This window comes from Pedobacter terrae, from assembly GCF_900100705.1.
Classification (GTDB): Bacteria; Bacteroidota; Bacteroidia; order Sphingobacteriales; family Sphingobacteriaceae; genus Pedobacter; species Pedobacter terrae.
In genome coordinates, this window is the sequence record NZ_FNCH01000012.1 from 131,982 (window position 1) to 150,724 (window position 18,743).

Annotated in this window: 16 protein-coding genes; 8 read left to right on the forward strand and 8 right to left on the reverse strand. The window is 38.0% G+C overall.

The genetic code is table 11. The annotated features are described in order from the left end of the window. Positions 1-21: 21 nt before the first annotated feature. The 3 genes from BLR60_RS15925 to BLR60_RS15935 form a co-directional block, all read right to left on the reverse strand. Positions 22-303, reverse strand: coding sequence for a helix-turn-helix domain-containing protein (locus BLR60_RS15925; protein WP_090501558.1), 282 nt, complete (start codon positions 301-303; stop codon positions 22-24). Positions 304-584: 281 nt separating this feature from the next. Beyond that, the gene (locus BLR60_RS15930; RefSeq protein ID WP_143009098.1) at positions 585-1,079 is read right to left on the reverse strand and encodes a hypothetical protein; all 495 of its coding nucleotides are present in this window, start codon (positions 1,077-1,079) and stop codon (positions 585-587) included. A gap of 65 nt (positions 1,080-1,144) precedes the next feature. Further along, complete coding sequence (locus BLR60_RS15935) at positions 1,145-2,323, reverse strand: THUMP domain-containing class I SAM-dependent RNA methyltransferase (RefSeq protein WP_090501651.1); 1,179 nt, start codon at positions 2,321-2,323, stop codon at positions 1,145-1,147. Between the two features lie 71 nt (positions 2,324-2,394). On the opposite strand from BLR60_RS15935, the gene BLR60_RS15940 reads away from it, so the two are divergent. The 3 genes from BLR60_RS15940 to BLR60_RS15950 all read left to right on the forward strand — a co-directional run bounded on the left by BLR60_RS15940 (position 2,395) and on the right by BLR60_RS15950 (position 5,674). Beyond that, complete coding sequence (locus tag BLR60_RS15940) at positions 2,395-2,760, forward strand: DUF3127 domain-containing protein (protein WP_090501562.1); 366 nt, start codon at positions 2,395-2,397, stop codon at positions 2,758-2,760. A 246-nt stretch (positions 2,761-3,006) separates the two neighbouring features. Beyond that, the gene (locus BLR60_RS15945; protein ID WP_090501564.1) at positions 3,007-4,827 is read left to right on the forward strand and encodes a sensor histidine kinase; all 1,821 of its coding nucleotides are present in this window, start codon (positions 3,007-3,009) and stop codon (positions 4,825-4,827) included. Between the two features lie 151 nt (positions 4,828-4,978). After that, on the forward strand, positions 4,979-5,674 hold the full coding sequence (locus BLR60_RS15950) for a response regulator transcription factor (protein WP_090501653.1): 696 nt from the start codon (positions 4,979-4,981) through the stop codon (positions 5,672-5,674). Positions 5,675-5,782: 108 nt separating this feature from the next. Here BLR60_RS15950 and BLR60_RS15955 read toward each other — a convergent pair whose 3' ends face one another. Both BLR60_RS15955 and mqnB read right to left on the reverse strand, forming a co-directional pair. Further along, positions 5,783-6,631 (reverse strand): menaquinone biosynthesis family protein, encoded by an 849-nt coding sequence (locus tag BLR60_RS15955; protein ID WP_090501566.1) that lies wholly within the window; start codon positions 6,629-6,631, stop codon positions 5,783-5,785. A gap of 118 nt (positions 6,632-6,749) precedes the next feature. Continuing rightward, positions 6,750-7,373, reverse strand: coding sequence for a futalosine hydrolase (gene mqnB / locus BLR60_RS15960; RefSeq protein WP_090501568.1), 624 nt, complete (start codon positions 7,371-7,373; stop codon positions 6,750-6,752). Positions 7,374-7,478: 105 nt separating this feature from the next. Here mqnB and BLR60_RS15965 point away from each other — a divergent pair, with 105 nt between their 5' ends. The 4 genes from BLR60_RS15965 to BLR60_RS15980 all read left to right on the forward strand — a co-directional run bounded on the left by BLR60_RS15965 (position 7,479) and on the right by BLR60_RS15980 (position 13,319). Beyond that, positions 7,479-7,889 carry a 6-pyruvoyl trahydropterin synthase family protein gene (locus BLR60_RS15965; RefSeq protein WP_090501570.1) on the forward strand — a complete coding sequence of 137 codons (411 nt, stop codon included), beginning with the start codon at positions 7,479-7,481 and terminating at the stop codon, positions 7,887-7,889. 12 nt (positions 7,890-7,901) lie between these two features. Beyond that, positions 7,902-8,537 (forward strand): GTP cyclohydrolase I FolE, encoded by a 636-nt coding sequence (gene folE, locus BLR60_RS15970; protein WP_090501572.1) that lies wholly within the window; start codon positions 7,902-7,904, stop codon positions 8,535-8,537. A gap of 81 nt (positions 8,538-8,618) precedes the next feature. Further along, positions 8,619-9,500, forward strand: a complete 882-nt coding sequence (fabD, locus tag BLR60_RS15975; RefSeq protein WP_090501574.1) for an ACP S-malonyltransferase — start codon at positions 8,619-8,621, stop codon at positions 9,498-9,500. 87 nt (positions 9,501-9,587) lie between these two features. After that, positions 9,588-13,319, forward strand: coding sequence for a sensor histidine kinase (locus tag BLR60_RS15980; protein WP_090501576.1), 3,732 nt, complete (start codon positions 9,588-9,590; stop codon positions 13,317-13,319). Between the two features lie 42 nt (positions 13,320-13,361). Here the strand turns inward: BLR60_RS15980 and BLR60_RS15985 are convergent, their stop codons facing one another. Continuing rightward, on the reverse strand, positions 13,362-14,264 hold the full coding sequence (locus BLR60_RS15985; RefSeq protein WP_090501578.1) for a coiled-coil domain-containing protein: 903 nt from the start codon (positions 14,262-14,264) through the stop codon (positions 13,362-13,364). 205 nt (positions 14,265-14,469) lie between these two features. Here BLR60_RS15985 and BLR60_RS15990 point away from each other — a divergent pair, with 205 nt between their 5' ends. Further along, entirely contained in the window at positions 14,470-16,014 is a 1,545-nt protein-coding gene (locus tag BLR60_RS15990) for a glycoside hydrolase family 10-like protein (protein ID WP_090501580.1), read from the forward strand. A 99-nt stretch (positions 16,015-16,113) separates the two neighbouring features. Here the strand turns inward: BLR60_RS15990 and BLR60_RS15995 are convergent, their stop codons facing one another. Together BLR60_RS15995 and BLR60_RS16000 are read right to left on the reverse strand one after the other, a co-directional pair. After that, positions 16,114-17,151, reverse strand: a complete 1,038-nt coding sequence (locus BLR60_RS15995; protein WP_090501582.1) for a LacI family DNA-binding transcriptional regulator — start codon at positions 17,149-17,151, stop codon at positions 16,114-16,116. A gap of 39 nt (positions 17,152-17,190) precedes the next feature. Continuing rightward, positions 17,191-18,351: an acyltransferase family protein gene (locus BLR60_RS16000; RefSeq protein WP_090501585.1), complete on the reverse strand. Its 1,161-nt coding sequence runs from the start codon at positions 18,349-18,351 to the stop codon at positions 17,191-17,193. Positions 18,352-18,743 lie beyond the last annotated feature (392 nt).

Sequence of the window (18,743 nt, forward strand, 5' to 3'; positions counted from 1 at the left end):
AAATGATATCAACAGCAACGGTTAGCTTGCCGTCGCTGTTCTTTTTTCGTCATCAGCAATGATTTTGATCAAATCGCTGTGATTTAAAGTTAATAAATGAGGAACTTCAACCTCTAAAATTGCCGCAATCTGAAACAAGCGGTCGATAGTTAATTTGCTATAACCGAGCTCAATTTTGCTGTACGCATTTTGGGATATTTTCAATTTCGCGGCCAGATAATCCTGAGTATAATCTCTGTATTCTCTAATTTTTCTAATATTCCCGGCGACATTCTTCGTCTTTAAAGCTAATACATCTTCCATAAAACGGATAATTTTTTAATATAGTTTTTATTATGTACGAAACTTTTACTCCTACAGATTTTAAGGGTGTAAATTTTAACACATCTAGAATTACACGAACGGGATAAGAAACTGTCAATTATAACAGGCGATAACCTAAAATGTTTAGGTCTTTTATTTTAACCTATCATTAAGCTTTTCTTTAGATAGCGCAGGGATGGTTGGAAGTGATATATTTAGAAAATATCAGGTATGCAGTAAAAAGCAGGAAAGGAGAGGCGGGTAAAACTATTAATTACTTATTAATATAGGCCCCAGTCATCTTCAAATTCATCTTTTTCGAAGTGTTTAACCCATTCAATAAAGAGCAGGCGAAATTTTTCGATTTCGCCTAAAACAATATCTTTGTATTCTGGGGCACATATTTCGAACATATCCGCTGCCCTTACCTGGGTTTCCAGTTCGCGGCAATTAGTTCTGATAATAGAAGCGTTTTCCATTCTTAAAATATACATATCTGCGCCTTCTGCACCAACTATTTTAGGGCATAACATGAGCGCATTCTGCATAATTAAGTTAGCAGTCATTTCGGCCATTTCTCCTTCCAGCGTTTCGCAGAACAGTGCAGCGTATTTGTACACGGCTCTTGCCTGGTTGTAAAGGCTTTTGGCTCTGGTCACTTTCAGCCTAACCTTTTCGGCATCAACGTTTGAGAGGTTTTCTTCAGCCTCATCATCCCGGCCAAATCGGCTAAAATGTTCCCATTCGGGCATATGATCCATGTCGTCAAATTCCATACTTTTCAATTTTCTACGTTATGGTACGTAATAGAGCGTAATATATTAATTTCCAGTGAAAAAGACTATGCGTCAACTAATGGTGCACGGCGAGAACCCTCATATAATTCATATTCTAATAAGCGACAATCTAATTTACCATTATAAAATTCAACTTTTTTGGCCGCTTTTAAACCAATTTTCTTTGCAAGATCAGGATTTCCGGTAAAAATATAACCAGCATAACCTTTACACTTCGTTTTCATAAAATCACCCATGCGTTTATACGTCAATTCCAGCTTGCTGTGCACACCTAAACGTTCTCCATACTCGGGGTTAAAAACCACTACGCCCTTGCCCTCTTCAGGCACTGTTGTTAATTCAAAATCGCATGCTTCAAATTCGATTAAAGTATCAACACCTGCCGTTTTAGCATTTCTACGGGTTACTTCAATTGCATCTTCCGACAGATCGGAAGCCACAATTTTAAAATCAATATTTTTAATTACCTGATCTTTTAAAATTCTGCGCTCAGCGAAAAAAACTTCTTCGTTATAACCCAGTATGTGCATAAAACCATAATTCATACGATATAAACCAGGCGCGCGGTTGGTGGCCATCAGGGCAGCTTCGATAGCTAAGGTTCCCGATCCGCACATGGGATTGATAAATGCAGATTTCTTATCCCACTTGGTTGCTAATATAACCCCTGTAGCCAAAGCCTCTAACATAGGGGCTTTTCCTGGGATTTTACGATAACCATGTTTGGCAAGGGTTTCGCCAGAAGTATCCATAAAAACATCGGCGTCAGCATCTTTCCAATATAAATGGACTACCGTTTTATTTGCATCCGATCCAGAATTAGGGCGGATGCCTTTTTTTTCTTTCATGCGGTCTACAATCGCATCCTTCACCTTTAAGTTTGCAAAAAGTGGTGTGGTAATATTCGGGTTATCAACATTTGAAGTTACAGAGAAATAACCCGAAAAATCAATCAGTTCTTCCCACTCAATGGCTGCAATTTCATTATACAGATCATCTGGTGTAACGGCTTTGAAACTTTTGATGGCATATAGAATCTGACTGGCACAGCGCAGGTTCAGATTTAACTTAATACATTCTGTAAGGGTAATATTAAGTTCAACGCCCGTAGCAAAAGACCGCTCGATAGTATAGCCTAAAGCGGTAACTTCTTCTTGTAAATAAGGCGAAAGGCGCTTATTGCAGGTAATAATTACCTTGCTTTTATTGTGGAAAACTTGCATCATAATATATGCGAAGTTATCAATAAAATTATAGAGATTTGATGTTTATAGTACATTAAGTAGTATTAGTTATGGAAATTAAAGGAAAAGTACACGAAGTAGGTGCCACGCAACAAGTAAGTGAAACGTTTAAAAAACGTGATTTAATAGTAGAATACGCAGAAAATCCAACATACCCAGAATATATCCGTTTTGAGGCTTTACAAGATAAAACTGCATTATTAGATACATTTAAAGCAGGCGATGAGGTTGAGGTTTTCTTTAATTTACGTGGTCGTCCATGGACAGATAAAACGGGTAAAACATCATATTTTAACAGCTTGGTTATTTGGCGTATTAATGCCGTTGCAGCAGGTGCTCCAGCAGCTACGCCAGCTTATGCAGCCCCGGTTGATGTAAGCAATGCACCAGGTGAAGATGATGATTTGCCTTTCTAAATAAAGAATCTTTTTTAAGCAAACAATTTTGAACCATGCCGAGGCTTAGCCTCGGCATTTTTTTTGCCATGCCAGATCTCCGAAGTTTGTTGTGGCTTAAGGCTGGGTAAATTTCGGAAGTCTTTTATGTGCTGTTAAAATATGTTAAAAACAACTACTTCACTTAGCGAATCAGTATTTTTGATATCTGTTTAGCTTTAAGAAGATTATGCCCGGTTTTTTTAGTTTTAAAAACCAATCTAATTCATGAAGAAAAGAAGTTTTTGGTTAATTACGGTTTTAATGACGGTGGCGCTACTGGGCGTATTTGTAATGCAATTGTATTACATAAGGGAATCGTATAAACTAAAATCTCAGCTTTTTGATGAACAGGTAAATCAAACCCTAACATCGGTAGTAAATAAGCTACAACGTAGAAATGTTGCCGATCACTTAAACCGGAAAGATGCTGAAAATAAGTTAAAGCAGTTACAAGACTCCAGGCAACGTGCGTTGGATATTAAGGATTTAAGGCAACAATATGCACAGGAAGCAGAGCTGCGGCAGGCTGAACGCGAAAATCAGATTGAGCGCTACCTGAACCAACAGGATAGTATTATCCGCGTATCTTACCGGGCACCGAATGTAATTACAGAACGGGAATATACTTCGCTTAGTTCGGAAAATGGTGATAAACTAGATTTGCAGATGGATGCAATTATCGATGTTAAAAGCCTTATTTTAAAAGGTTACAGCATGCGTACAAAACCTTTTACCGCACCACCAAAAACATTCGAATTTAAAAGTCTGCAGAGTTTGCCAGATACATTGAGATATCTGGTTTTTGATCCACGGGATGGCAGTCCGGGTTTTGCAAATGTGCCTAAGATTCCGAACGATTTACAGAAAAAATTTCAACGGGAGGATGAAATTGAGCGGAAAAAACTGGCCCTTAAAATTGCTGCACTGGGTAAAGATACTTTTTCATATACCCGGTCAAGTGTGGTTGAGGACGTATCTAAAGAGTTGCAGGAAACCAATATACCCATTTATAAACGCATTAATTTTAGCGCTTTGGGGCGCTTATTGGAACAAGAGCTCCTGGCCAATAATATTTCATTAGTGCCCGCTTACCGGATTTCGTTAGCCCGGAAAGATTCGACCATTTTTATGATGGCATCTCATGTTAAAGGAGCTTTTTTGCCGGAAAATACCTATAAAACACCTTTATTCGGAAATGATATTTTTCGCGATCCTGGTATGCTCTTCGTCAGCTTTCCAAATAAAAATTCAGCTATCATAGCTAATTTAAGTGCTACACTTGTATCTTCAATAGGTTTATTACTGGTGCTTGTTTTCATCTTCTCTTACACCCTTTATGCTATTTTAAAGCAAAAAAAACTGTCGGAAATGAAAACGGATTTTATCAATAACATGACGCACGAGTTTAAAACGCCTGTGGCAACGATCATGATTGCCAGTGAAGCTTTGAGAGATCCGGAGGTAACAGCAGATAAAGCCCGGTTAAAACGTTTGGCCGGAATCATTTATGATGAAAATGTTCGCCTGGGTAGCCATATCGAGCGTGTTTTAAGTATTGCCCGCTTAGAGAAGGGAGAACTTAAAATGGAGAATACAGAGGTAGATGTGAACGATCTGATTGTGATTGTGTTAGACAGTATGGAATTGCAGCTGCAAAAAAGGAATGCCATCATCAATGTGCATACCGATGCAGAAAATGCTGTTGTATACGGCGACGAGCTTCACCTCTCTAATGTAATTTATAACCTGATTGATAATGCGAATAAATACAGTAGTGATACGCCTGAGATTACCATTACTACCCGAAATGCCGGCAAGAATTTAATTATCGAAATAGCAGATAAGGGCATTGGAATGACCAAAGAACAGTCTAAAAGGATTTTCGACCAGTTTTATAGGGTGCCCACTGGTAATTTACACGATGTTAAAGGCTTTGGTCTGGGATTAAATTACGTTCAGGATATTATTAAAAAACTCAACGGAAGGATTAAGGTAAGTAGCGAAAAGGATAAAGGAACGACTTTCGAAATATCTTTACCTTTATAAAGCTCAACATGGGTACGAAAGCTTGCGGTATCGATGTAGTAAAATTAAAGCGACCTGATGTAGCTTATTAATTTATTTAAATTAAACAGTTACTCATATTCATCATCAAAAGCTAATGTGGCTAAGCCGCGTATTGAATAAAAACAAGAAAATGAAAAAAATACTCCTGGTAGAAGACGACCCAAATTTAGGTTTATTGTTACAAGACTATCTGCAGCTGAAAGGCAAGTTTGATGTAGTACTTTGTACTGATGGGGAGGATGGTTTGAAAGCATTTAATAAGCAAAACTTCGATTTATGTATTTTAGATGTAATGATGCCCAAAAAAGATGGCTTTACCCTGGGTAAAGATATTAGGAAGGTTAACACCCAGGTGCCCATTATTTTTGCAACGGCTAAAACCATGTTAGAAGATAAATCTGCTGCCTATGACTTAGGTGGTGATGATTATATCACCAAACCATTTCGTATAGAAGAGCTTTTACTTCGTATTAATGCCATGTTTAAGCGGATAGCAAATAAAACAGATAAGAACGAAGAGGTTGCCGAAACGCAGTTTTCTATTGGTCGGTATCATTTCGATTATACTACGCAGATTATTACCGATAATGATCATCAGCAAAAACTATCTACCAAAGAAGCTGAGCTTTTAAGGTTATTATGTTTGAAAAAAAATACCGTTTTAACCCGTGAGGAAGCATTGTTAAGTATCTGGCATGATGATAATTACTTTAACGGAAGAAGTATGGATGTGTTTTTAAGCAAACTACGTAAGTATCTAAAGGCCGATCCTGCAGTTGAAATTATTAATGTGCACGGAAAAGGTTATAAGTTGTTGGTAGGCTAAATTAAATAGACCCAATCGCCCTCCTGAACTTGTTTCAGGAGCTTTATTGAATGCATTACATTGGATCCCGAAACAAGTTCAGGATTGACGTACGGTGTTTAAGTATCGTTAAATATATAAATTCTCCTGAATAGCAGGAATAATACCGCGTTCCTGGGCCAGTTTAAATAAAGTATCAACGGCTTTACGGCCTTCTTCGCCAAGGTTGATACTGTATTTATTTACATATAACTCAATGTGTTTGTACATCACGCTTTCTTCCATAGCTTGCGCATGCTGGCGGATAAAATCGATACCCGATTTTGGATGGGCAAAAGCAAATTCGACAGATTTCCGGATCAGGCGGTTTACTTTTAACTGTATTTCGCGGTCTAAATTGCGGTTAATTACAATACCGCCTAATGGAATCGCACATCCGGTAAGTTTTTCCCAATAATCGCCTAAATCAACAATTTTGGTTAAACCTTTATCCTGATAGGTAAACCGGTTTTCGTGAATAATCAGGCCTAAATCAATCTCTTCATTAAGTAAAGCCGATTCAATTGCCGAGAACACAAGTTCTTGTTTGTTTTGTAAGTGGGGATAAGCGATTCCCAATAAGAAATTTGCAGTAGTGTATTTTCCGGGTATTCCAATTTTGAGCGTATTGTTTGGCGCTTGAAGTTGAGGGTCAGCTGCACCTTCAAAATGATTTTTGCTGATCAATAACGGGCCAACGCCAAAGCCCAGGGCACTCCCGGCATCCAATAAAGCATACTGGTTGGCTACATAGGCAAATGCATGAAAACTTAACTTGGTAATATCTAATTCGCCCCTAAGTGCCTTCTGGTTTAAGGTTTCAACATCATCATAAGAAACTTCAAACGTTAATCCTTCCGTATCAATTTTATGGTGAATGAGTGCATCGAAAATAAATGTATCGTTAGGGCAGGGAGAAAATCCAAGGGTAAGTTTCATCTATTTGTTTTTTTGTTTTCAGTTGTTAGATGGAGCCTTTGACAGTTAAAATAATTATTTTAATTGTGTCGGGTTCATCAATCAAAATTAAGTACTGCGGTAAACTAATCGGTCATAATCAGTTCATTTCTCCAATAAAGTTAATGGCCCAATCGTTTAAGTTTTTAATGGCCAGGCCAATTTTCCAATTGTCTTTATTTCTCGGTTCTACATAATTAGATATACTTCTAATCTGCAAACTCGCTATATTTAATTGTTTACAGGCATAAAAAACAGCAGCGCCTTCCATGCTTTCGGTGGTTGGATTTAACCTGCTGATTAAATTTTTGATGCTTTTCTCGCTTCCAGTTACGCAGTTTACGGTAATGCCTTTTGCTATGGGTAGGTCAACGTTTTTTGGTGTTGTTGAGGTATAGTGGTTCTCCCCAAAACCTAAATCATTTATGCTTAAAAATTCGGTTCCATTTTCGGCGCCCATTTCGGCAAAAGTATCCTCAGTAATATTTAATATGGTGCCTAAGGCCATATCCCGACTGAAGCTGCCGGCAATACCTAAATTTAACACTAGGTTATATTTAGATGAAAGGTGTTTGCCCAGAGCAAAGGCTGTTGCTACCATTCCAACTCCGGTAATCAGCAGGTCGAAATTTTTACTTTCTACAAAATCACTGTCTGGTAAATTAAAGTGCTGGTAAAAAAAGGTAAGCTCGGCTTTTGTAGCCGCAACAACTAAAGTTTTCATAACGTAAAGTTAGTGGATTGTTTTCATTTAAGTTTTATGTAAGCTTTGGTCTTTAGTCTTTAAGCTTGAACCTTTATCCGTATATTTGCATTTTATTTTATAGTAATGATTTACATAACGAGAAAAGCATCATTTAATGCGGCGCACAAATTGGCGCGTACTGATTGGGATGATGATAAAAACAATGAAGTTTATGGTAAATGTGCCAACCCCAACTGGCATGGCCATAACTATTGGTTATACGTTACCGTTAAAGGCGAAGTAAATCCGGAAACAGGTTTTCTGGTTGATTTGAAATGGCTTAAAGACGTAATGAATGACTATGTGGTGGATAAGGTTGATCATAAAAATTTAAATCTTGATGTAGATTTTATGAAAGGCAAACTGGCTTCTACCGAAAACCTGGCCATTGAAATCTGGAAACAACTTTGGGCTCCGATTGCAGAGAGCGGTGCAATTTTACACTGTGTAAAAATCTACGAAACCGAAAATAATTTTGTTGAATACTTTGGTTAAAAATCTAAATTAATGAGCAATAAAGACGTATTAAAAGGCGAATCGAGAGATGGCTATGTAAAAATAGACCGTTACAACGAAGATAAAATTGAAGCTGTAGCGGCACATTATAAAGATATTCTTGGTCAGTTGGGTGAAAATCCAGCGCGCGAAGGTTTACTAAAAACGCCTGAGCGTGTGGCTAAAGCATTGCAATATTTAACACATGGCTACGATTTAAAACCTGATGAAATCCTTAAGTCGGCCATGTTTGAAGAGGATTACAGCCAAATGGTGGTAGTTAAAGATATTGAAGTATATTCAATGTGTGAGCACCACATGTTGCCATTTTTTGGCAAAGCACATATTGCTTATATTCCTAACGGGCATATTGTAGGTTTAAGTAAAATTCCCCGTGTGGTTGATGCTTTTGCGCGCCGTTTACAGGTACAGGAACGTTTAACAAACGAAATTAGGGATTGTATCCAAAATACCCTTAGCCCAATGGGCGTTGCAGTAGTGATGGAGTGCAGGCACTTATGTATGTCTATGCGTGGTGTACAAAAACAAAACTCGGTAACTACAACATCAGCCTTTACAGGAACTTTTTTAAGTAACGATAAAACAAGATCTGAGTTTTTAAGGTTAATTACCGCAAGTTTAGATTAGCCCCCCGCCCCCTTGGGAGGGTGTGGATTTAACAATAACATTTAACTAAATATTTAATTTCCCCTTTAGGGGATTAAGGGTATGAAAGCATATATTTTTCCCGGACAGGGAGCACAGTTTGTAGGTATGGGTAAGGATCTTTACGAAAACCCAAAAGCCGCAGCATTATTTGAACAAGCTAATGAAATTATCGGTTTCCGCATTAGCGATATTATGTTTAGCGGAACAGATGAAGAACTGAAACAAACCAATGTAACCCAACCAGCCATCTTTTTGCATTCCGTTATATTAGCAAAAGTTTTGGGTGATGATTTTAAACCCGATATGGTTGCAGGCCATTCTTTAGGTGAGTTTTCGGCTTTAGTAGCGGCAAACGCACTAAGTTTTGAAGATGGTTTAAGGCTGGTTATTGCGCGTGCAAATGCCATGCAAAAGGCATGTGAAGCACAACCATCAACCATGGCGGCCATTTTAGGACTAGCTGATGAGGTGGTTGAAAAAATCTGTGCAGAAATTGATGCCGTAGTGGTACCTGCAAATTACAACTGCCCGGGGCAACTGGTTATTTCCGGAAGTATAGAAGGGATTGATCTGGCTTGTGCCAAATTAACAGAGGCTGGCGCAAAAAGAGCATTAAAATTAAACGTAGGTGGTGCATTTCACTCCCCTTTAATGGAACCGGCAAAAATCGAATTGCAGGCCGCTATTGAAGCCACTAATATTGCATCGCCAATTTGTCCTGTTTACCAAAATGTTGATGCTAAGCCGTATACCGATCCCGCTGAAATAAAAGCCAATTTAATTAAACAATTAACCGGTGCTGTGCGTTGGACACAGACGGTAGGTAATATGCTTGCCGATGGCGCAACTGAATTTGTAGAGGTTGGTCCGGGCAATGTGTTACAGGGATTGGTTAAAAAAGTAAGTCGCGAGGTACAGACAAGCAGTGCTGCTATAGTGTAATTACTCAAATAGAATATTAGTGCCAACGCCATAGACCGGAAGTTTATGGCGTTGTTTTTTATCAATATTTAATATCTTTATCCGTAGATGAAAATGAGCTTTGGTATAAAAATTAGATTTCTATTGCTTGTTTTGGGCTGCTGCCTTATTGCAACTTCTATTTCGTTAAGCAGGTTTACCACTAAAAGTGAACTGTTAGAACACGATGCAGCAGAAATCCAACAGAATGTTTTGCTCAAAGAAAAAGCCGTTCAAACATTTTTGAACAATAAGCAGGAAGTGGCCAAAGCCAAACAGTTTCATCTCAATCCTAAAGATGCCATTGATTTTATTACCACCTATCGGGAGAGTAATGGGATAAACCTATTAACGTTTCAAAATAATCAGCTAAAGTTTTGGAGTACTTATAAGGTTTCTGAAATAGATCCGGGTACCATAAAGGAAGGTAGTTCAGTGCTGTTTTTTTCTAATGGCTGGTATGAAGTTATTAAAAGTACCCAGGGCAATTTCAGTCTTGTTTTCCTGATCTCCATTCAGTCCCAATATCCTTTTAAAGAAACGAAGTACTTTAAGAATGATATTGACCCTATTTTATCCAAAACAAAAATACTAACCTTTGCCTCTTTTACAGATAAAGACGTTTATGTTATAAAAAACCTCGAAAATAAGTTTTTATTTGGGCTAAAAGTAAAACCAGGTTATGCAGAAACCCATTATTCGGGTACGCAGTTGTGGTTGTTTGTGGCCGGGATGTTGTGCATCTGCATGTTTTTTAACTCTTTAAGTTCGTTTATTGCCAGACGCGGACACATTGCCTGGGGTACTTTTTTGCTGTTGTTTTTCTTTTTAGCGTTTAGGTTAACAGATTTGTATTATGGTTGGTATAACCATAGGTTTAATTTAGACCTGTTTGATCCGAAGATATATGCAGATAATTTCCTGATGCCATCTTTAGGAGATTTTCTGTTGAACGTAATCGCACTTACCTGGTTGCTCCTCTTCATGTATAACCATAAGGAACAATACAAATTTCCGGAATTTATTAAACGGAGTAAAATAATAGGTATTGTTATTCAGGCTGGGTTATTGGTGTTAATAGGGCGGATTGTTTGGGATACAGATGATATCTTCTTCGGGTTGATCTTTAACTCGAAAATTAATTTCGATATCATTAATATTCTTAAGCTTAGCGGAACCAGTTGGGTGGGGATTGTAATTTTATGTTTAGCCTGGTTCCAGATTTACCTGATCACTGTCATCTCTGCAACAGTAAGCAGTCAATTAAATGTAAGCAATAAAGAACGGGTAATTATTTTCTTAATCGGCTTTGCAGGTGTTTTAGCCTACAAGTTAATGGTCGATTTTAATGCATTTTTTATTGTTTTTGCATTGGTATTATTTATAGTAGGGAAGGCTGTTTATTTAAAAGAGAAGAATTTTTCAATCGGCATGTTTGCCATCGTATTTTTCTGTCTGGCTTTTAATACTTCTATTAAGTACACCAAGTATAAAGATATAAAAGAAAGAGGTTTGCGCGAGCCTTTAGCCAGAAAAGTGCAATCATCAGAAGATCCGAATGCAATTGTTGCTTTGGGTGCTTTAGGCGACGAAATTGCAAAAGATAGATTCCTGACAAGTTATTTCAACCAAAACCGGAAAGGTAGTTATGCAGTGCTCAAAAACCATATCAAAGATTATCTGGATGGCTATTTAAGCCGATACGATTATCAGATTTATCCTTATGATAAAATGGGCTTAGCGATCGAGAATGCCGATACACCACCGATTAGTAAATATAAAAACCTGGTAGAAGCAGGCTCGGTTAAAATAGATGGCTCTAACTTTTTTTATCAGGTAAACAATACATTCGGTTATCAGGATTACTTTGGGATCATTTCGGTGGTAGGCAAGGGCAGTATACTCGGCACATTGGTGCTCGAACTCCGTTCTAAACCATACAATTATAACAATCGGCTACCCGATCTTCTGGGTGATCAGAAATTGATTAAAGATGAAGATTTTAAGGGGTATTCTATCGCGTTTTATAATAATAACGAACTGCTTAATCAGTCTGGAAATTATACCTATCCTTTAGATGGAAGCATGTTTAAAGGTAAAAAAGATGATTTTATAACCAGTAATGATGATGAACTTCATTACAGCCATTTAATTTACAAGCCATCTAATAGCAAAATGGTTGTGATTAGTAAGGAAAAAGTAGGTTATGTAGAGCGCCTGGCTGCGCTATCCTTTTTCTTTTTAATATTTATCATTTTCTCCCTGTTGCTTTATGGTTTGATATGGTTGATCAAAAACCTTGATGATGATAAGGTGGGCTGGTTCAGTATCAATAGGTCTTTAATGATCAATGCCAATAAGATTTTATATAAAACAAGGATCCAGGTATCTATTGTATTAGTGGTGGTGGCCACGCTGGTTATTGTAGGTTGGGGAACTTATTATTATATGAACTATGAATACCGCGGACAGCAAGATGCGATATTAAAAGATAAAATAAGAAAAGTACAGCAGAATTTTGAAAAGCAGGTTTTCAGGAATGGCATTATTGAAAATGATGAGAATGCGGTAGCAGATTTTAATAATTTTGCCGATATCAATAACGCCGATTTAAATTTGTATGATCTGAGTGGCAACCTGATTATGACGACCTACCCTAAGCTCTACAATTACAAAATTATAGGTAAAAAAATGGGGCCTAAGGCTTTCTTTTCATTAAATGGTTTACACCGGTCAGAATATATTAACCTTAAAGAGAACATTGGGAGTTTAATTTATGCTGCTGCTTATGCCCCTATCAGAAATGCGCAGAACAAAACAATTGCTTATATTGGTTTGCCTAACTATTCTAATGAAGAGGAGTATAGCGATAAACTTGCACTTTTTGTAAGTAACCTGATCAATCTTTACGCACTGGTATTTGTAGCTGTTGGGGTATTGGCTGTGTTTTTGGCCAATCAGATTACAAACCCCTTAACTTTTATTCAGGAAAGTATTAGTAAAACCAAAATTGGGCAAAAGAATGAGCCTATTGTATGGCGTAGACATGATGAAATCGGCTCTCTGATTAAGGAATACAACCATATGATTGCTGCCTTGGAAGAGAGTGCAATAAAGCTGGCCAGATCTGAACGTGAAAGCGCCTGGCGCGAAATGGCCAAACAAGTGGCGCATGAAATCAAGAATCCGTTAACGCCTTTAAAGTTAGGTGTTCAGTTGTTAGAAAAATCCTGGAAAGAGAAAGATCCTAATTTTGAACTGAAGTTTAACAAGTTCAGCAAATCATTTATAGAACAGATTGATAGCCTTTCCAAAATTGCTTCCGAATTTTCGAATTTCGCTAAAATGCCTGATACCAACCTGGAACGACTTTCTTTGCTTCCAATCATTGAGCAGGCTAGAGAAGTGTTTAAAAGCAGTGAAAATGTGACCATTGATGTACTGAACAAAAGCGAAAAGGACATCACCATCCTTGCAGACCACGATCAGCTGTTGAGAACATTTAATAACCTGCTTAAAAATGCAATAGAGGCTATAGACGAGGAATCGTTATGTTGCATTACCATTATTTTGTATGCAGATGTGAAGAGTGCGTATATAGAAATAAAAGATAATGGAAAAGGTATACCGCCGGCCCTGCAAGACAAAATATTCGTACCTAATTTCACTACAAAAACATCAGGTACAGGTTTAGGGTTAGCTTTTGTTAAGCAAGCTGTAGAGAATGCCGGGGGTTCAGTTAAATTTACCTCAATAAGCGGTTTGGGAACAACGTTCTACCTGAACTTTCCGCTTGCTTAAAATTAAAAATAAGGATTGGATGGTTTAATCAGATAACGGTTATTACCTCAATTCCACTTGTGCCTTACCCATGGTATTGCCATTAGCATATAAAATTACGGTATATATGCCCTTTATAAATGGCTTAGGGTTTACCCAATCGATAACATAGGTGCTGTCATCATTATTGTAATCAATAAATATAGAATGGCTGAACTGCATATCCTGTCCGTCAGCCTCGAAATGGTTTTCCTCGTCAGCAAGCAGGTTTCCCGCCGGATCGAATACCCGAAGGTAAATGTTGTGATGTCCTTTTTCTGCTAACTGATTTGGCACAATGTTAAACCGTACGCTTAACTTTTCGGCAGTAGATGATTTGGTTACTTCGACTTTTTTGCCGCTTGATTTTGTTCTGAAAGCAATAATTTCTGCTGATTGTAACTTTAATGCTGCAGCCGTTTTTACTTTCGCATTTAAACTGGAGTTTTCGCTCTCCAAATCCGAGGCCTTATTACTTATATTTCTGAGTGTATTCTGTAAACTATCGCGGCTATTCTTTAGAAAAATATTGTCTTTCTGTAGCTGAATAATCTGATCATTGTATTTTTTTACAAATGTTTTCAGTTCATTGATCTTTGCATTGGCTTTATCAATTTCGAGTTGGGTAATCTGGTTTTTTTCTAAAGCCTGCTTTAGCTCTTCGATTTTCGTGCGGGCAACCTTTTGTTCTTCAACAAGTTTCTCGTTTAAATCCAGGTTTAGTGCATTTACCTTATCCAGTTCAACCTCAATCTTTTCTACTTCAAGCCGTAGTTTATCTTTCTCCGCACTAACGGTAACAAATCTATCGCTTTGCTTTCGATCTTTAAAAAACAAATAGGCATTTGTGCCAATTAAAGCGGCAATAACGATAACCAGGAAGTAAATTTTGTTTCTATCACCCTTATTAATCTTTTGTGGTTCCATTTAATAACAATGTATCTTCTATAAATTAATATACTTTTGTTCTCCATAGGTAAATGGGGTACACAATTAATTTTAGCAGGGCGTAAATTAAATTTTTTAATAAACTTATAAGAGTTTTTAAAAAAAATCGTTTACTTGCTGATGTTCAATTTGTATCCAAATCTACACAAACACACAACCTGAATAAAAAATAAGACAAGAAATAATGCTTAAAAACTTCCTATACGCACTTTTATTGCTAACTGTAGTACCTTATATATTAAATGCACAACCTTTATCAAAAATTGCACCAAAAAGGGAGTTTAGAGGTGTTTGGGTAGCTACTGTTACCAATATAGACTGGCCTTCGAGGCCGGGTTTAAGCATCGATCAGCAAAAGCAAGAGTTGATTGGCATTTTAGAAAGGCATAAAAGCCAGGGTATGAATGCCATTATTTTGCAGGTTAGGCCCGCAGCCGATGCATTTTACGCGAAATCCAGAGAACCATGGAGTCAGTGGTTAATGGGCAGACAGGGTTTGGCGCCAGCACCTGGTTACGATCCTCTGGCCTTTGCTATTAAAGAAGCCCATTTCAGGGGAATGGAATTACATGCCTGGTTTAACCCATACAGAGCCAGTATGAGCAGTTCGACCGTATTAAGCGAAAACCATGCTTACCGTAAACATCCTGATTGGTTTTTTACTTATGGTGGTAAAAAGCAGTTTGATCCAGGTATTCCGGAGGTGAGGGAATATATTGTTCAGGTCATTTTAGATGTAGTAAAAGGCTATGATGTTGATGGAATCCACTTCGACGATTATTTTTACCCTTATAAATTAGAAGGGCAAACCATTAATGATAGTAATACTTTTAGTAAATACCCTAATAATTTTTCAGACATCAGAGATTGGAGGCGCAATAATGTCGATTTGCTCATCAAACAGCTTGACGATAGCATTCACCACTATAAAAAATGGGTAAAATTTGGCATCAGTCCTTTTGGTATCTGGAAAAATAAAAATGAAGATCCTGAAGGTTCTGCAACCAGCGGGCTGTCTAATTATGCAGAACTTTTTGCTGATAGCCGTAAATGGGTTAGAGAAGGCTGGGTAGATTACATTAATCCTCAGATATATTTTACGTTTACCAGAAGAGTAGCGCCCTATGGTGTTTTGGTTGATTGGTGGAGCAATAATAACTTTGGCAGACATGTTTACATTGGACAGGGTGCTTACCTCGTAAATTCAAGGGCTGAAGCCGCCTGGAAAAACCTGAGTGAGATACCCAAACAGATTAGATACCTCAGAGATAACAACAGGATTCAGGGCAGTGTGTTTTTTAGTTCCAAATCATTAAGTACGGTAGCTAAAGCAGTTGGCGATTCGCTAAAGAACGATCTTTACAAATACCCTGCTTTGCCACCACAGATGCCATGGCTGGATGAAGTACCGCCGAATGAACCCCAGGCATTAACAGCTGATGCATTAAAAGATGGCGTGCATCTAAAATGGCAGCTTCCATTGAAGGCTAAGGATGGAGAAACAGCTTCAGGATTTGTAGTTTACCGATTTAATGAAGGAGATAAAATTTCGATAGTTGACCCAAAAAACATTGTTAAAATAAGCTTTGATGATTATCTTTCATTCATTGATACCAGTGTAGAAAGTGGAAAACGGTACAGCTATCTTGTAACGGCATTAGATCGGTTAAAAAATGAAAGTGAGCCTAGCGGTCCTGTTGGTGTAGAAGTTCCTTTAGCAAAGGAATAATTGTTCTGAACTTGCCGTCATTTCGGGCAGCATGCAACGAAGTCGAGAACCCGGAGGCTCAGCGAAGCTAAATCTATCTAAGCAGATCGCTCCGTTTCGCTATGCTTCAGTCTTGATGGCGACTTTCTTATTAGTCGAATCTCTTTCTACAACCCCTGGATCAAGCACAATGTGTTCCATGTTGGCGTATGGGCTTTCCTGATTAATCATTTTCAAAAACATTTTAGCGCACTCTTGCCCCATTTGTGAGGCATGCTGATCAATTGTAGATAGGTTGGGCGTAATGTAAGCGGAGAAGGCCTCATTCGCAAAACCAATTACACCTATTTTAGGCGGTGTTTCGTCTATTTCTTTTAGCTTTTTAATTACGCCTAGTGCCGTAAAATCATCACCGGCAATTATTGCATCAGGTTTATTGCTGCTGCGCATTAATTTCCCTGCACCAAATCGGCCATCTTTAATGGATAAACCGCCAAAAATAATATGGTCTTCCACAACCGGAAAGCCGTGATCTGTCAAAGCTGCCTTGTATCCTTCTAAACGATCGTTAAATATTTTAATCTGGTGAACCGTGGTTACAAATGCAATTTTTTGGTAGCCCTGGTCAATTAAGTGTTTTGTAGCAATATACCCGGCCTTAAAATCATCGAGCGTAATAGTCGGGACTTTTAAATCGGTATTTACACGGTCAAATAATATCAGGGGCTTGTTTTGCTTAATAATTTCTGAAAAATGCGAAATGTTTTTTGTTTCTAAAGACATTGAAGCCATAATGCCATCTACCTGTGCCTCTAATAAGGTTCTTACACCATTAATTTCATTCTCAACTGATTCATTGGATTGATAAATAATCACGCGGTAACCGCTATCTTTCAGACCATCCTCTATACAATGGATAATAGATGCAAAAAAATGGGCCTGTACGCTTGGCACAATTACGCCAATGATATGGGTTTTTCCAGACTTTAATGCTGACGCAAGTTTATTTGGGCTATAATTTAATTTTTTAGCCATTTCAACAACAGCCTTTCTGGTCGTATCGCTTATTGCCGGAAAGCCACTAAGTGCCCTGGAAACAGTTGATACTGTAATGTTGAGCGCCTTGGCAATGTCGTATATGGTCGTTTTCTTTTTCAATTGGATTGGAGAGAGACAATCAATTATAGCGTTTTTTTACTAAACCTTAATGATAATATTTTTTTTGTACATAAAATATAATAATACATAAAAACCAAGTACATAGGTTATGGCCCAAACCAGTGACGCATTTATTGGACTAAAAAAGGGCGTATAGCAGGTTTCATAGAAAAGAACCAGAAGTCCTGTTTTGGTGCCGTCTGCTTTGGTAACCTGAATGAGGTTTAACACTCTTGGCATTAATCCTGCCAGAAAGAAAACTGTAATGGCATTTACGCCATATACAACAAATGGAGTGGTAAATTTCTTGTAGCCTTGCACATCAATGATCCAGTAGCAGAGCGCCAATGCGACAGCCGCCAGGCCGCCTGCATATAACACATAAGAACTGGTCCATAAAGATTTGTTAATCGGGAACTGCAGGTCCCAGAGTAGGCCTAATATAACGGCCGTAATGCCTGTGGTAAATAACCAGGCTACTTTGGTTGGGTTGTCTACATCTTTTCTGCGCATCCAAACGCCCACCAGAATGCCAAATAAACAGGTCCCTATTGCAGGTAGTGTGCTTAAAACGCCTTCGGGGTCCCAGGTTTTTGATGAAGCCCAGGTATGCGCTTCTGTTAAAATTCCACGATCTATCCAGGCCGCTAAATTGGTCTCCTTTTCCATATTGGGATACCCAACTCCAGGAACCGGAACAAAGGTCATGAGTGCCCAGTAAACGGCGAGTATTACAATTAATGTTTTAAATATGGTTTTGTTAGAAAACTTGATGAAAATAACGCTGCTAATGATGAAAACGATCCCTATTCTTTGTAAAACGCCTAATAACCTTACTGTTTGAAAAGCTTCCAGGATGGTGCTTTCAGTTGTTAATGCACTGATAATTTTCCCAAAAATAGCCAGGAAGAAACCCAGTAAATAAAGTATAATACCGCGTTTAGCGGCTTTAATGATTGTTTTTTGATGTGTAGAGGGGTCTGCTTTATTGCTGCTCATGGCAAAAGCTATAGAAACGCCAACAATCCATAAAAAAAACGGGAAAATCAAGTCAGTAGGTGTGCAGCCATTCCATTCTGCATGTTCCAAAGGGGCATAAATATGTCCCCAACTGCCCGGATTATTCACCAAGATCATCGCGGCTACGGTTAATCCTCTAAAAAAATCCAGAGATAGCAGACGTTGTTTAGGTTCGGTCATGATTAGCTGGTTTGGGTTTAGCAAACTAATTTAGACTATTGTTTTTAGAATGAGAAATTACTTACGAAGTTTAAGGGTAACGTGTCATCTTGAACAACATGGACATCTTTAGCAGATGTAGTTTTATAATTGTTATCTAACGATGCTCCAATAGAATACAAGATGGTAAGTCCTTAGAAAGGCTCAAGATTGACATTTTATGCATTCGTATAAAATTCCTGAAAGTTCGGACAGACGTTGCAATTTTTTAAAAAATCCTTCGCTGCGTTCAGCATGACAGGTGGTAGTATATCCGATTATCTCAATCTACAGAAGGCGTGATGCTGAAGAATAATGAATTATATAAAATACAGATATGCAAAGAAGTTTGAACGGTCTCAGAGTATCGTCAT

Excerpts from the sequence above, each read along its gene's own strand:
- BLR60_RS15925 (WP_090501558.1), bottom strand. The coding sequence starts at position 303 with ATGGAAGATGTATTAGCTTTAAAGACGAAGAATGTCGCCGGGAATATT.
- BLR60_RS15930 (WP_143009098.1), bottom strand. The coding sequence starts at position 1,079 with ATGGAATTTGACGACATGGATCATATGCCCGAATGGGAACATTTTAGC.
- BLR60_RS15935 (WP_090501651.1), bottom strand. The coding sequence starts at position 2,323 with ATGCAAGTTTTCCACAATAAAAGCAAGGTAATTATTACCTGCAATAAG.
- BLR60_RS15940 (WP_090501562.1), top strand. The coding sequence starts at position 2,395 with ATGGAAATTAAAGGAAAAGTACACGAAGTAGGTGCCACGCAACAAGTA.
- BLR60_RS15945 (WP_090501564.1), top strand. The coding sequence starts at position 3,007 with ATGAAGAAAAGAAGTTTTTGGTTAATTACGGTTTTAATGACGGTGGCG.
- BLR60_RS15950 (WP_090501653.1), top strand. The coding sequence starts at position 4,979 with ATGAAAAAAATACTCCTGGTAGAAGACGACCCAAATTTAGGTTTATTG.
- BLR60_RS15955 (WP_090501566.1), bottom strand. The coding sequence starts at position 6,631 with ATGAAACTTACCCTTGGATTTTCTCCCTGCCCTAACGATACATTTATT.
- mqnB (WP_090501568.1), bottom strand. The coding sequence starts at position 7,373 with ATGAAAACTTTAGTTGTTGCGGCTACAAAAGCCGAGCTTACCTTTTTT.
- BLR60_RS15965 (WP_090501570.1), top strand. The coding sequence starts at position 7,479 with ATGATTTACATAACGAGAAAAGCATCATTTAATGCGGCGCACAAATTG.
- folE (WP_090501572.1), top strand. The coding sequence starts at position 7,902 with ATGAGCAATAAAGACGTATTAAAAGGCGAATCGAGAGATGGCTATGTA.
- fabD (WP_090501574.1), top strand. The coding sequence starts at position 8,619 with ATGAAAGCATATATTTTTCCCGGACAGGGAGCACAGTTTGTAGGTATG.
- BLR60_RS15980 (WP_090501576.1), top strand. The coding sequence starts at position 9,588 with ATGAAAATGAGCTTTGGTATAAAAATTAGATTTCTATTGCTTGTTTTG.
- BLR60_RS15985 (WP_090501578.1), bottom strand. The coding sequence starts at position 14,264 with ATGGAACCACAAAAGATTAATAAGGGTGATAGAAACAAAATTTACTTC.
- BLR60_RS15990 (WP_090501580.1), top strand. The coding sequence starts at position 14,470 with ATGCTTAAAAACTTCCTATACGCACTTTTATTGCTAACTGTAGTACCT.
- BLR60_RS16000 (WP_090501585.1), bottom strand. The coding sequence starts at position 18,351 with ATGACCGAACCTAAACAACGTCTGCTATCTCTGGATTTTTTTAGAGGA.